This is a genomic window from Candidatus Oscillochloris fontis (assembly GCF_004138135.1).
Classification (GTDB): domain Bacteria; phylum Chloroflexota; class Chloroflexia; order Chloroflexales; family Chloroflexaceae; genus Oscillochloris; species Oscillochloris fontis.
This window is the reverse complement of the sequence record NZ_RYFD01000031.1, coordinates 37846-51083: the sequence shown is the minus strand read 5'-3', so window position 1 is coordinate 51083 and position 13238 is coordinate 37846. Positions and strand designations below refer to the sequence as shown.

Sequence of the window (13238 nt, the reverse complement as noted above, 5' to 3'; positions counted from 1 at the left end):
GGTCGTTTCCAGCGTGCGCAGCAGCGCATCCGCCTGTTCGGGTGTCGGAAGGAGTTTCAGTTGGGCGATGAGTTTCATAAAGCGAATTATAGCACATCCGTCCTGTTTATACAAGCCAGCAGCCGGACTCGCGGCGCGCATATCCGAAGTACGAGTCGCCCTTGTGCCGCGCCCGCGTTTCCTCCGCGAGGGCTAAAGCCCTGCGGCTTCCACGCGGGTCTTTTTCTGTGAAGCATCGCCCATCAACGTAGATCGTATTTCCCGACGACATGGAGGACGATGCTTTTGACCCTACGCAATGATCGAGGCAATCAACCATGGAGCGATTTAAGCAGGATGCGCGGCGCTGGATCGAGTTGGGCAAGATCAATACCGATGCCCCGGTGACGTGGGGCATCATCCTCAAACTCCTCTTTCGCTACATGCCCTTCCGTGCGATTGCCTGGTTTCGCTTTGGCAACTGGTGCCAACGGAAGAGAATTCCCTATCTGCCTGGTTTTGCCCAACGCCAAATTTTTAGCCGCTATGGGCTGGATATTGTGATTGGTGCCGATATTGAGGGCGGTTTGTACATCCCCCACCCGATTGGGATGGTCGTCTCACCTGCCCGGATCGGCAAGAACTGTAGCCTGATCGGTGGGATCACGATTGGGATGCGCAATACCTGGGAATTCCCCGTGATTGGCGATGAGGTCTTTGTTGGCACCGGGGCACGCATCCTGGGCGGGATCACGATTGGCGACCGCGCCCAGATCGGGGCGAATGCGGTGGTGGTGTCGGATGTTCCCGCTGGGGCGACGGCGGTGGGGATTCCGGCCCGAGTCACCCGGATTAACGGGTAACTACTGCTCAATATTCCGCGCCGTGCGCACCCAGTCATCGGGCTTGATGCCGAGCAAGAGGCGCACATAGAGCACGATCTTCCAGAAGAGGAAGACCGGGGCAAAGAGTAGGGCGCGGTAGAGTGCCCATGGTGCGCGTGCCAGCGCGAGGCCGGTGAAGATGTAGGCGATCTGGCCGGTGATGATCGCAATAGCCAGTAGGATCGCTTGGCGGCTACGGCTGATCAGCGCGGTGATCATGGCTACTCCACTCAGCCCGACCACAATCGAGAAGGGTGGGATGAGTTGTTCAATCGCCGCATCAAGCAGCAAGAAGTTGCGTTTGTGTACCCCCTCGCGGAGTAGCGCCGGGACGTAGGTGCGAATCATCTCCATACGCCCGCGCTCCCAACGCTCATTCTGGGTCTGCGAGGCTTTGAGGCTATCCGGCATTTCGGCCCACACCACCGCATCGGGGGCGAACATGGCGCGTTCACCCGCTCGGATCAGTTCCATGTGGTACTCGATGTCCTCGGTTAGCGAGGCGGTCCAGCGGTGTTGGCGTAGGATCTCGGCCACAAAGACCATCCCATTCCCCTTGAGGCCAGTCGAACCACCGAGCACCATGCGCCCCTGGGGGCGGAGGTAGTGCAGAACGGTGAGGGCCACCGCACGGATGCCGGCGCTGGCCGAGCTTTCTGGGGCGCGTACCGCATAGTAGGCTTGGATCACCCGCTCGCCACGGGCAATCCGCGAGTCCATCACGCGCAGGAAGTTGGAAGAGACGACCGAGTCGGCATCGAGGATGACGATGGCATCATGCGGATCGCCGCGCTCCCAGATCTGTTCGAGCAGCCACTCCAGCGCATAGCCCTTGCCGCGCAGTTCTTGGTTGAAGCGCTCATGCACGCTTGCCCCTGCGGCTCGTCCATACGCTGCGGTCTGGTCAGTGCAGTTATCGGCCACCACATGTACCTGGTAGAGATCATCCGGGTAATCGAGTTGCGCCAGGTTGTCGAGCAGTTGGGGGAGCAGGCGCTCCTCGTTATGCGCCGGGATCATGATCACAAAGCGAGTGGTGGGTGGGCCAGCCCGTAGCGGGGTGGTGCGTGGGGCAAAGAGCGCAGCTGCGGTAAGCAGAAGCAGATAGTCCACGATCAGCTTCAGCCCGATCTCACCCAGGATGAGAAGCCGGGTGAGGAATGTAAAGAATGGTGCCACAGACCCTCCTAGCCCTGCATTTCTGCCTCGCGCACATGGCGGGTTAATCCGGCGGCATAGTGGTGCAGACTCATCTGCTGCTCGATGCGTTGCCGCCCCGCCTTGCCCATGCGTGTAGCCACCTCCGGCTGGTTGAGCAGGCGCTCTAGGGCTGCCCGCAATGCCACCGGATCACTCGGTGAGACATAGATCCCCGTTACCTCATCAACCACCGCATCGGTCTGGCCGGGAGTGCGCGAGCAAATCACCGCCCGCTCCATCGCCATAGCCTCCAGTATCGCAGTGATGCCGGCTTGGAATTCGACATTCTCCAGCGGCATGACCAAAAAGCGGCTATCCGCATAGAGTTGGCGCAGCTCGTGTTGGCTAAAACGGCGCACCTCAACATTCGCCGGAATCATCTGACCCTGGGTGCTGTCACTGCGCTTCGACCAGGGGCTGGCAGCGGCGATCACCACCTTTGCGGGTAAGCCGGCCACCGCCTTGAGGAGCGTGGGGTAGTCGCGGCGCTCCAACCCCACCGCACAGATCATCGGCTCGCTCTGCTGGGCCTGCACCTTGCTGGGAGCAAAAAAGTCACTATCCACCATAAAGGGCGTCAAGACCACCCGCTGGGGCGGGATCTTCCAGCGCCGCTCGATAAACTGCTTCTGCGCCGTGGCATAGACGAGGAAGCGATCAATCTGGCTCTGCACCCGCAGTCGATCCAGGAAGATCATCTTCTTGGGTACGGAGATGATGTGGACAATCATCAGGTGGCGCGGCCGTCGCCCAAAGCCGAGGAACTTGAACATGGCCGCCAGGGGCAAACCGATCTGCTCGCCATCGGTGACGATGACGCGGTAGCGCTTGCGCAGCGTGAAACAGGCCCAGGCCAGCATCAGATCGGGGCCACCCACGCGCTCCATGAGTTTGCCAATCAACCCGCTGGCCTTACGCGCCGCCGGGTAATCCAGCAGATCCGCGCCAAACTGCGCCGCCATCACCCGATAATCAGCCTGGGGACGCTGTCCGGCCTTGACGTGGGCGTCGAGATCGGCAGGAATAGTGCCCGATACCGTAAGCAAAACCTGGTGACTCATGCCGTTCGCCTCGCCTTCACCCGCGCTAGATCTACTTCGTGTTTGAGCAGATCGAGCAGACGGGTCGCATTCTTCTGCGCATCATAGGATTGAGTCACATGAGCAATTGCACGCTCACCGACCTGGAGCCGCAATGCAGGATCGAGGATGAGCCGCCGCAGTGCTTCGGTTAAGCCACTCACATCCCCAACCGGAACGGTCAACCCAGTTTCACCATCACGCACAATCTCCGGGATGGCCGCAACCTTGGTTGAGACCATCGCCATTCCCGCTGCGCCAGCCTCAGAGAGCACCATGGGCAGGCAGTCGCCAAAGGTAGGCAGAGCGAAGATATCACAGCGATGGTAGAGATCTTTCAGCGGTTGGCTATTGGGCTGCATCTGGGCATAGACAAAGAGTCCCGGTTCGGGCACAACCGGATCTTTTGTGACCAGATGTAGCTCCACGCCTAATGGGCGGAGTGAGCGGAAGGCATCGAGGAGCAACATGCCGCCCTTGCGCTCCAGATTCGCGCCGACAAAGAGAATCTTCACCGGATCATCGTGGCGGGTACGCGGGGTAGGGCGGCGCCAATCGGCCACATTCACCCCAGGTGGAATGACCGTGATCTTCGTGGCGGGCACCTCATACTCATCAACTAGGCCGCGCTTCGTCCACTCAGCCCAAGCGACAAGGTGGCGGGCGTGGCGGTAACAATCACGATTGAGGCGCCACTTGAGGGCTTCGAGCCACCCCGGCCCCTGCGCGTGCTGGTAAAACGCACCCAGGCGGTCATACTGCAACGGAGTTGCATCCAGCGAAACGATACTGGGAATGCGTTTGAGCCAGTTCTGCGCAAGGATAGCAGGCACTTGGGTATGGAAGAAGAGCGCTTCAAGTGGTGCCTGACGCATCAATCCAGCCACCACCCGGCGTGCCCGCAGGCCCGCCCGCACCGTCCAGTTACTCTTATAGACAGGAATTCGAGCCGAAAGACCAGCAACCTCAAAAGGAATCAACCCCCAAAGCGCCCGCACCTCTGGATCAGAGGGAACGTTGAGTTGAAGATTCTTGGCGTGGGTCACATGACCAAGAGCCTGCTCCAGAACAAACCCAAGCGTATAGGCAGGCATAGACAGACACTCCACGTATCGCTGAGAAGAAACCAAGAACAGTACGCTGAGGTGATTAGAGCAACCGAGCCACTTCAGCTACCAAATCTTCCGAATCGACCGGCTTGGTCAAAAAAGCATTCACGCCAATCCCACTTGCCCGTACATGATCCTGCTCGCGAGTACTCGCCGTCACAATAATAATTGGGATCAGCGCAAACCGTGGATCAGCGCGTAAGATGCGGGTGAGCTCTAAGCCATCCATCTTTGGCATCGTAAGATCCGTCAGCACCAGATCCACGTTGGTATACTCCAGACTCTCCAACGCCTGGCGACCATCCACCACCGCTTGAACCGCATAGCCATGCTGTTCAAGGACAAAACTCATTAGGCGATGATTGGGTGCATAGTCATCCACAATCAGAATCGTCGCCATAGGAGTCCCCCCTTCGGAACATACGGCACCAGTAGAAATAATGCAGAAACAATGGCCCTCGGTGCGAGTGCCCCTCCGCACCCGACCAAGACCTAACTTACAAATGTTTTACCAAACACCAATGATTATCTCCCGGCTGAGGGGTATAGGTCACACTATCCATCAAATTACGCATCAAAAAGAGACCATAGCCATGAACCTGGGCCTGATCCAGCGTTGGGGTGGGCACCTCTTCGGGATCAAACGACCTACCAGTATCACGTAACTCGATCTGTAAGCGTCGTGGATGCGGAAAGAGCGCCAACGAGATGACAATCCGCTCATTCCCACTCTGAGAACCAGCATAGGCATGACCGACAATATTGGTACACGCTTCATGGGCAGCGAGTTGCATATTGTAAGTCAGCATCTCATGATCTTCGATGCCATCAATCTGGCGAAGCATATCCGCAATGCAATCACTGAGAATATGCAGATAGGTGTAGCGGGCCGGCAGATCAAGCCGGACAACCTCTGGATGCTGCAGGCTCACGATGCTGCTCCTTTGATCACCACGAGGGTCTGATCATCATCTTGGTTACGCCCCCCTCCGAAGCGATCAACAGTCTCGAACATCGCATCGGCAATGTCGCGGGCGGTGCGTGGGGCCAACTGATCGATCAGATCGATCAGGCGTTCAATATCGAAGGTCTCATCATGCGCATTACGGGCGTCACTAAAACCATCCGTTGCCACAACCAAGAGATCGCCAGGGCGCATGTTGAGGGTCTGGTTTCGGCAGTGGCTCACCGGGAGAATACCGATAGCGGTACTATCTGCCCGTAAGAGTTGGGCAGGGCCGTCAATGGGACGGTAGATAACAGGGGCATGGCCCGCATTGGCGTAGAGCAAACGTTGCGTACCGGGTTCGTATTGGCCAACAAAGACCGTGGCAAAGACACCGACACGGGTAAAATCGTTATAGAGATCCTCATTCGACTGTCGCATGACAGCTTCAGGAGTAGGAAAGGGCATGAACTGGGCTTTACTATGGATAGCTGAGCGGGTCATCGTCATTAAGAGTGCAGCCGAGAGACCCTTTCCAGTCACATCACCGAGTGAGAAGACAAACGGACGCCCCGGATTAACAATAAAATCGAAGAAATCGCCGCCAACTTGGTAGGCTGGGCGTGACGTGGCATAGATATCAAGACCCGTAACCTGAGGCAACTGACGGAGGAGCAGATCGAGTTGAACCCGGCGGGCCAGATCCATCTCGGTACGCAACTTGGCCTGATCGAACATCTCTTGATAGAGCAACATACGTTCAATTTGGGCACTCGCCTGATCGGCAATCGCCTGAATGAGCTTCATATCTGGGGTACCAAATCCACCAGGACGATTAGCCATGGCCATGCCTGCCATAATACTTCCACGCACCCGTATCGGCACTGCCAGCAAATCCTCTATGTCCGGTAGCGTAGGAAAATCCGCATCCGGATCGGGCAAGTTTACTGCATGTTCTAATGAACGGGTATGCCAATAAATACGCCATGCCATCTCATCACTCAAAAAGTCTTCAGCAGATTTGACCAAAAGCGGTTCTTGGCCATGTTTAGGAATAAAGGCTGCAAAACCGGCATGGCTCTTGGTCATCCGCATACCCTCCGCCACCAATGAGCGCAGAGTTTCGAGCACGGTCACATGATCACGCATGGACTGACTGAGGCGATAGAGCGCCAATTGCTGATCCTGGCTTGTCACCAGATCGGCGGTCATACACTGAAGATCATGCTCCAATTGCAACAAGGAGCTAATAATGACAGCATCAGCACGCAAGCGCGCCTCCGCCGCCATCCCCGTGATCCCAGCTACACGCAGATCAGCAACCGGCTGATCATCCTGGATGATCGGCGCAGTGAGGCTGGGCCGCACCAAACGATGGCTACTCGGCCAATAGATAAGTGGGCGGCCATCCTGAAAGACCCCAAAGGCGCTGGCTCCTTGAGCCAGCCATGCCTCAGCGATGGCGGCAAAACGTTGATATTGAGAACTGAGTAGTGCGACGAGCATGCCATCTACTGCGTAGGTATGCGGAGATCATCCGCAGCCATACACAGCCCTCCCCTGATCCGGTCAACTAATCAATGCCTGGAGCGCATGCTCCTCATCCACAAAGATATTGAACGCCTTATCCAGACGGGTCAACTCAAAGATCATATAGACTGGACGGCGCAAACTACACACACACAGATCGCCCTGGACTTGCTGACAGCGTTTGAGCGCCTGAACCAACGTAGCTAATGCGGTCGAATCAACAAATGTTGTCTCGGCCAGATTAACCAATACCCGCGCCTTAGGGGCGGCTGTAACCTGCTCCAACCATGCAGCAACCGGCGGGACGGTGTTCGTATCGAACCGCCCAGCAATCTCCAAAATATGTACATCGCCGGCAACGCGAGTTTTCATCTCCATGAGGAGATCCTCCTTCTCAACTCAAAGGTTCCATGCTTCTCCCATGATCAGCATGGATCATGGCTTTCGATGTGTGGCGGTGAATATTCCGCCGCACCCAAATAGCAGGCGTTCGCAAGAAGAGCAACACATCACTATGCCATGTGCGCGTCGCCGTATAGTATACATCGGCAATAATGATCGTATCTAAATCACTGCTTGGATCAGTTTGTTGATACCAGAGTCCGGTGATGCCTGCTTGGGTATCATGACGCTTCTGGTGCCACTCTTCAGTGAGAAGTTTGGCTTGATCGGGAGTGAGTGGTTTGACCCCTACCAAGGCTAAATCGCCGCGTAAGACATTGATGAGCTCCGGTAGACGTTGAAGCTCCCAACGCTCCATCCAGCCTCCTAGGAGTGTATAGCGGCCATTACGGCGGCGGGTTCGGAAATTGAGGAGGGAGAACTCATACAGACCGGGGCTACCATCCGGATTGGTGATCCGCTGACCAACCCGCATGTGGCGCACGATTGGACGCCCCAGGGTAACAATAGTTGTGAGGAAGAAGAGGATCAAGAAGAGTGGCCCTAGCACCACCAACAAGGCTCCTGCAACACCACGGGTAAGATTCAAAGCCAAACGATTCGGACCTTCATGGCGTGTACCAACCCGACTCAGGAGGAAGGGATCAACCACCTGAGTCGTCTCACCCGACTCTGGATCACTAATTGTCGCTGGAGTAACAATTCGCCCCTCAACCTTCACCAACTGACCAACATAGGTTTCACGGAGAATCGTACTGCCACTAACCGTTGCCTCATCATCAATCACCACATTCGAGCCGATCACCGTACCGGCCCCGATCTCCACTTCACGCCCAATATAGCAGTTATCACCAATATAGACCGGGGCAGCAATCTTGACACTTGGGTGGATGGAGTGATTCGGGCCAACCCACACCCCCGGCACAATATGACGACTGCTCAAGGCGGGATAACGTACCCGTTCAGAGGGACCACCCAGAGCCAGATCGGGGGCTTTCTCCTGTACTGCACTATAGAGCACTACCTGTTGCGCAGCGTGGAAGGCGGCGAGGCTGTCTAACGGGTTCCAGTAGCCCTGCATTACAAAACCATACACCGGATGATTGCAAGTAGCCAGAGCTGGAAGTAGATCCGCCAAGATGTCAGCTTGGGTACGTGGAGCAATCTGCTGAAGCACCTGCGGTTCAAAAATAAACGCCCCGGTGACTGCATAGGGCGTTCCATGCGCCCCCACCTGGTTATCAGGAGTAAGTGCGAGGTGTGGCACATGTGCTCCGGGTAGTGCGGGATGCATAATCACTGTCGCCAACCCACCATGGGCACGATGGAAGGCCAAGGCCGCCTCCACATCCACATCCACCACCTGATCCCCCGGCAGCACCAAGAAGGTCTCATCCAGCAGACCGGCGACCCAGCGCAATGACCCCGCTGAACCCCAACTCTCACGCTGAGCCACATACTCCAGATCCACGCCCCAACGCTTCCCACTGCCAAAATAGGAAGCTATCGAGCCACCTTGGTTATAGAGACTGACTAAGATACGTTTCTGCCCAATACGCGCCAAGATCTCCACCGTCATCGCCATCACCGGGCGATCCACAATGGGGAGGAGCGCACCCGGCATGGTATCAGTTAGTGGGAGAAGTGTCCGCACCTCATGAGTTGCAAGAATGATCGCTTGCATAATCCTTGGTACTACCAGTAGATACTAGTAGCCTATTGCGTGCCTGACGGGATCACCCGCAGGTCGGTGAGATTCGGAGCGGACTGCACTGGCTCACGGGTAGCCGTAGCAACATCAGCCATCAGCGTAAGAATGGTATCAATATTAATCAACTTGAGTGTCCGTACCAGATCATTCGAACAACTAACAACCCGCAAGGCCCCTGACTTAGATCGAGCCGCCCGATCCAACCGCAGTAACGAGGCCATACCGGCACTAGACATGAAGACTGTGTCACTAAAATCCAAAACCAGATAGGGATTGGTCTCGATCCCTTCTAAGCACCGATCTGTGATGGTCGCAATGTTATTGCCATCATACATACGGGGCATACGCACAATACTCCAACCATTATCGGTTGGCTGGGGCGCAACCGGCTGCGGTTCTTGTCGCCGCTTGAACTCAACCGTATCGGCATCAGGGTAGACCTCAAAGAAGGTATCGAGGCGCACCAGCCGAAACAGGCTCTGGATCTGGGGCGGGATCGCCACCAACCAGAGCGCTCCACCCGCACGATGGGCACGATTGGCAAGGGCAACCAGCACCCCAAGGGCCGAGCTATCCAGAAAGGTCGCCTCGGCCAAATTGAGGATCAGATAGGGCGACACATCAAGCAACCGATTGGCTTCATCGGCAAATGCATCCTGATTATCAATATCCAACCGCCCTTGCAAGGTCATCATTGGGGTAGGCGTATGGCTTAGGGGATCGGGGGGTGTGGGAGGTAGGAGGGATGGAGCGATAGGAGCGAGCGGAGCTTCAACCGGGATGAGAGGGGGAACAGGAAGTGCCGGAGGAACCACCTCTGGCACGGGCTTAGGCGGCACCATCGAGATTGCGGTTCCACGCCGCATACCCCACCACTGGCGCACAAAGAAATAGCCAAAATAGCCAAAATCATGCAGATAGCGCTTGGCCAGCCGTTGTGGCTCTTGCGACAAGCGATACGCCCACTCCAAACCCACCTTCTGCATCCAAGTCGGGGCGCGTTTGGTGACCCCGACAATCATGTCAAAGGTCCCCCCCACCCCAATACAGATCGGCACATGCAGTTCGTGGGCATACATGCGGATCCACTTCTCCTGCTTCGGATTACCAAATGCAACCAGGAGAATATCGGGTTGCGCCGCCTTTACGGCATCCACCACCGACTGATCCATCTCCAAGATTGAGCGTGGTGGTGGTGAGAGCACCCCCGCAATCCGCATACCGGGATTGCGCTGCTGCAACATATCCGCCGCCTTCGCCGCAATCCCTTCACGTGCCCCCAGGAAGAAGATCGAATAGCCCTTCTGGGCAGCACGCCGCGCTAAAGCCGGAACCATATCCGCACCAGTCACCCGACCAGACAAGGGGCCACCCAGAAGCCGCGATCCCCAAACGAGGGGCATACCATCAGCGGTAGCCATATCCGCCTCTTGCAGAATGCGTTGGAGTTCGGGATCATGCAGCGAATTGACCACAAAATCAGCATTCACCGTCGCGATCTGATGGGTTCGCCCTGTCGCTCGACCAATGGCGATGAACTCATCACAACGATCCAGGGCCTCTTCCATCGTCAAATTATCGACGGGTACGCCCAGCACAACGAGAAGCTTACGCATCAGAGCCCCACTATCCAATGGCGCGTTAGCGCACCACGCAACATGTATCAGTATGCACCCTTACTGAACAGTACGGCTGGAATCGTTCGCACCAAAATCTCAAGATCCTTCCAGATGCTCTGTTCAGAGATATACTGCAAATCCAATTCGACCCAACGCTTGAAATCAACATCGCTACGACCAGAGACTTGTTGCAACCCAGTGATGCCAGGAATGGCATGTAAACGGCCAATCTGCTCATAGTTATACTTGGCAACTTCACTGGGCAGCGCTGGTCGCGGGCCAACGAGGCTCATCTCGCCACGCAATACGTTGAAGAGTTGCGGCAACTCATCAATACTCAATTTACGAATGATCCGTCCGACTCGTGTCACACGCGGATCATGTTTGATCTTGAAGACAGGCCCATCCGCTTCATTCCTGGCCATCAACTCGGCTTTGCGAGTTTCGGCATCAATATACATTGAGCGAAATTTGTAGCAGGCGAAGTGTTCACCATACTTCCCCACCCGTGTTTGGCAGAAGAGGATCGGGCCAGGCGAATCGAGCTTGATCGCCAGTGCGGTCGCCAACATAATGGGGCTACCTAGAATGATCGCCACAACTGAAACGGTGATATCAAGCACTCGCTTGAGATTGCCAACTATCTTGTTGCGCACTACCCACCAAGACATCACTAAGCGCAGACGCTGATTGTCTTGGGTACTCTGAAAGCGACGATCCGCAAACTTCTCCAACATCCGGAGTGTCTTCGGGTCAAGTTGTGCAGTTTGATTCGTGGGGCGCATGCGGCACCTCAGTATTCATGATGCCAAGAAATCCACTCTCTAGATCCATTCTCGACTGTATCAGCCGGGATGAACAATTGCCTTACAGCAACGAAGAACCAATCTGACAATTTATTCACTCCACCTCATCAACGCCCTTCAGGCTTTTTTCTGCATCTGAATGCAACTCATCATGCTCATCAAGTTGAAAATTTATCTATTTTTCAACAAGGTAGTATCCTATATCATATCATGTTGGATAGACAAGTAGATACGATTAGGCTTGATCGGGGATGGAGAAGAAGAAGGTCGCTCCATGACCGAGGTGTGAATCAACCCAGATCTGACCACCATGGCGCTCAATAATTTTTTTACAGATGGCAAGACCAATACCCGTACCGGGGTAGGCTTGGCGCGGATGGAGGCGCTGAAAGATGATAAAGATCCGCTCGACGTGATCAGGGGCGATGCCAATACCATTATCACGAACCGCAAACACCCATGCGTTACTCCGCCGTTGCGCTGATACATGAATACGGGGGGGCGCTTCATTGCAAAACTTTATCGCATTACTCAGCAAGTTTTGGAAGAGTTGCGTTATTTGGATTGAGTCAGCATAGACTTGGGGCAAGGGATCATAGGTTATTTCTGCGCTGCTCTCTTGAATCGCAACTTGGAGATTTCCAATCGCATGCTCAAGTGCGTCTACGGCATCTATCTGGGTAAAAATCTGATTACGCCGCTCCACACGTGAAAAAAGGAGCAGATCATTGATCAATGCCTGCATGCGATTCGCCGAATCGACTGCGAGTGAGATGTACTGATCAGCACGTGAATCAAGCCGCCCATGGTAGCGCTGTTGTAATAGTTGCAGCATCCCAATTGCACCCCGCAATGGCTCTTGGAGATCATGCGAAGCCACATACGCAAACTGTTCGAGATCAGCATTCGAGCGGGTTAACTCGCGCATCGTCTGATGCAGTGCATGTTCCGCTGCCATCCGAGAGCTGATGTCGTTATAGGCAATCACAACCCCATAGTTCTCAAGTGGCACCGGTGCGGCGGTCACATTGATCCAGGTTGTCACTCCGTCTGGACTCATAATACCCATCTCAACATTCTCAATTAAGCGCTGCTCTTTCAGCGCACGCACGCTGGCAAATTCTTCTGGTGGCATCGGGGTACCATCAGGGCGCACAATATGCCACTCGGCTCCATCAATATGACGATACTGCTGCTCTTCTTTCCCAATCCCCAATAAGCGCTCGGCCATCGCATTACTCTCAACAATCTGGCCGGTGTGATCAGAGACGGTAATACCCAAGGGTAGGGCTTCAAAGAGCGTTCGGTACTTGGTTAAGGCTACGTTGAGTTCAGCTTCAACCCGAGTGCGTGAGCTACTATCAATTAGGCTCGCTGCTTGTTGATAAGCAGCCAATTGAGATTCTACTTCCGCAAGACGTTCACGTAGATTCTGATTTTCTTGCCAAAGCTCTTCACTAGATAGCTGGATAGTACTCATAGATGATGGCCTTCAGACTGAGAATCCGTAGCAATCTTGTGGGAGTGGGGTAGTAGGAGGGAGAATAAACAGCCGCGTGCGGCATTGATGAACCGCACGCAGCCATGGGATGAGACGCGCATGAAGCGTCCCTACATCTGGGACTTACTTGCTTGGCTCAACAACATCGTTGACGGCCTTGGTAACCGCCTGCGACGCCTGCTCAACCCCACCGACTACCGTCTTAACCAGGCCCATGTAGAGGCCGGTGGTGGCGTTAATCAGGTCGCCCGCAGCCTTGACAATGTCATTGCTCTCGGGGTTGGAAACCGCGTTGCCCGCCGAGGTGGCAACGTCGTTGACCATGCGCGACAGGTTGGCGGTGACGGTGCTGACCGTGTTGAGCGGCAGGGTCACGACCGTGGCACCCAAACGGATGAGGCTCGTACCGACATTGGTGATCGTGCTCAACGGCCCGGACGTGGTCTGTGCATTAGTCATAGCTGTAGCTCCT

13 protein-coding genes are annotated in these 13238 nt (G+C 55.4%); 1 reads left to right on the top strand and 12 read right to left on the bottom strand.

All coding sequences use genetic code 11. From position 1 onward, the window contains the following. The first annotated feature begins 317 nt into the window (after positions 1-317). On the top strand, positions 318-842 hold the full coding sequence (locus EKD03_RS12465; protein WP_129631118.1) for a serine O-acetyltransferase: 525 nt from the start codon (positions 318-320) through the stop codon (positions 840-842). Here the strand turns inward: EKD03_RS12465 and EKD03_RS12460 are convergent, their stop codons facing one another. The 12 genes from EKD03_RS12460 to EKD03_RS12405 form a co-directional block, all read right to left on the bottom strand. After that, positions 843-2042, bottom strand: coding sequence for a glycosyltransferase family 2 protein (locus EKD03_RS12460; RefSeq protein ID WP_129631115.1), 1200 nt, complete (start codon positions 2040-2042; stop codon positions 843-845). It abuts the gene before it with no gap. An 8-nt stretch (positions 2043-2050) separates the two neighbouring features. After that, a complete protein-coding gene (locus EKD03_RS12455; protein ID WP_129631112.1) occupies positions 2051-3124 on the bottom strand; it encodes a glycosyltransferase family 4 protein in 1074 nt (357 codons plus the stop codon). Continuing rightward, positions 3121-4236, bottom strand: coding sequence for a glycosyltransferase family 4 protein (locus tag EKD03_RS12450; RefSeq protein WP_129631110.1), 1116 nt, complete (start codon positions 4234-4236; stop codon positions 3121-3123). Before EKD03_RS12450 ends, EKD03_RS12455 begins: the two co-directional genes overlap by 4 nt. Before the next feature lie 55 nt (positions 4237-4291). Further along, on the bottom strand, positions 4292-4651 hold the full coding sequence (locus tag EKD03_RS12445) for a response regulator (protein ID WP_129631108.1): 360 nt from the start codon (positions 4649-4651) through the stop codon (positions 4292-4294). Between the two features lie 97 nt (positions 4652-4748). Then, positions 4749-5183 carry an ATP-binding protein gene (locus tag EKD03_RS12440; RefSeq protein WP_129631106.1) on the bottom strand — a complete coding sequence of 145 codons (435 nt, stop codon included), beginning with the start codon at positions 5181-5183 and terminating at the stop codon, positions 4749-4751. After that, positions 5180-6703 carry a PP2C family protein-serine/threonine phosphatase gene (locus EKD03_RS12435; RefSeq protein WP_129631104.1) on the bottom strand — a complete coding sequence of 508 codons (1524 nt, stop codon included), beginning with the start codon at positions 6701-6703 and terminating at the stop codon, positions 5180-5182. The genes EKD03_RS12440 and EKD03_RS12435 overlap by 4 nt, the downstream gene beginning before the upstream one ends. Before the next feature lie 63 nt (positions 6704-6766). Beyond that, complete coding sequence (locus EKD03_RS12430) at positions 6767-7105, bottom strand: STAS domain-containing protein (protein ID WP_129631102.1); 339 nt, start codon at positions 7103-7105, stop codon at positions 6767-6769. A gap of 16 nt (positions 7106-7121) precedes the next feature. After that, positions 7122-8813, bottom strand: a complete 1692-nt coding sequence (locus tag EKD03_RS12425) for a sugar phosphate nucleotidyltransferase (RefSeq protein ID WP_129631100.1) — start codon at positions 8811-8813, stop codon at positions 7122-7124. Between the two features lie 32 nt (positions 8814-8845). After that, positions 8846-10456: a WecB/TagA/CpsF family glycosyltransferase gene (locus EKD03_RS12420; protein ID WP_174842863.1), complete on the bottom strand. Its 1611-nt coding sequence runs from the start codon at positions 10454-10456 to the stop codon at positions 8846-8848. A gap of 47 nt (positions 10457-10503) precedes the next feature. Beyond that, positions 10504-11244, bottom strand: a complete 741-nt coding sequence (locus EKD03_RS12415; protein ID WP_129631096.1) for an exopolysaccharide biosynthesis polyprenyl glycosylphosphotransferase — start codon at positions 11242-11244, stop codon at positions 10504-10506. Positions 11245-11500: 256 nt separating this feature from the next. Then, positions 11501-12661, bottom strand: coding sequence for a sensor histidine kinase (locus tag EKD03_RS12410; protein WP_161569258.1), 1161 nt, complete (start codon positions 12659-12661; stop codon positions 11501-11503). Between the two features lie 228 nt (positions 12662-12889). After that, on the bottom strand, positions 12890-13225 hold the full coding sequence (locus tag EKD03_RS12405; RefSeq protein WP_129631091.1) for a hypothetical protein: 336 nt from the start codon (positions 13223-13225) through the stop codon (positions 12890-12892). Between the last annotated feature and the right edge of the window lie 13 nt (positions 13226-13238).

Coding starts and splice junctions, on each gene's coding strand:
- EKD03_RS12450 (WP_129631110.1), bottom strand. CDS start 4,236: ATGCCTGCCTATACGCTTGGGTTTGTTCTGGAGCAGGCTCTTGGTCAT.
- EKD03_RS12425 (WP_129631100.1), bottom strand. CDS start 8,813: ATGCAAGCGATCATTCTTGCAACTCATGAGGTGCGGACACTTCTCCCA.
- EKD03_RS12415 (WP_129631096.1), bottom strand. CDS start 11,244: ATGCGCCCCACGAATCAAACTGCACAACTTGACCCGAAGACACTCCGG.
- EKD03_RS12445 (WP_129631108.1), bottom strand. CDS start 4,651: ATGGCGACGATTCTGATTGTGGATGACTATGCACCCAATCATCGCCTA.
- EKD03_RS12405 (WP_129631091.1), bottom strand. CDS start 13,225: ATGACTAATGCACAGACCACGTCCGGGCCGTTGAGCACGATCACCAAT.
- EKD03_RS12420 (WP_174842863.1), bottom strand. CDS start 10,456: ATGCGTAAGCTTCTCGTTGTGCTGGGCGTACCCGTCGATAATTTGACG.
- EKD03_RS12455 (WP_129631112.1), bottom strand. CDS start 3,124: ATGAGTCACCAGGTTTTGCTTACGGTATCGGGCACTATTCCTGCCGAT.
- EKD03_RS12435 (WP_129631104.1), bottom strand. CDS start 6,703: ATGCTCGTCGCACTACTCAGTTCTCAATATCAACGTTTTGCCGCCATC.
- EKD03_RS12465 (WP_129631118.1), top strand. CDS start 318: ATGGAGCGATTTAAGCAGGATGCGCGGCGCTGGATCGAGTTGGGCAAG.
- EKD03_RS12430 (WP_129631102.1), bottom strand. CDS start 7,105: ATGGAGATGAAAACTCGCGTTGCCGGCGATGTACATATTTTGGAGATT.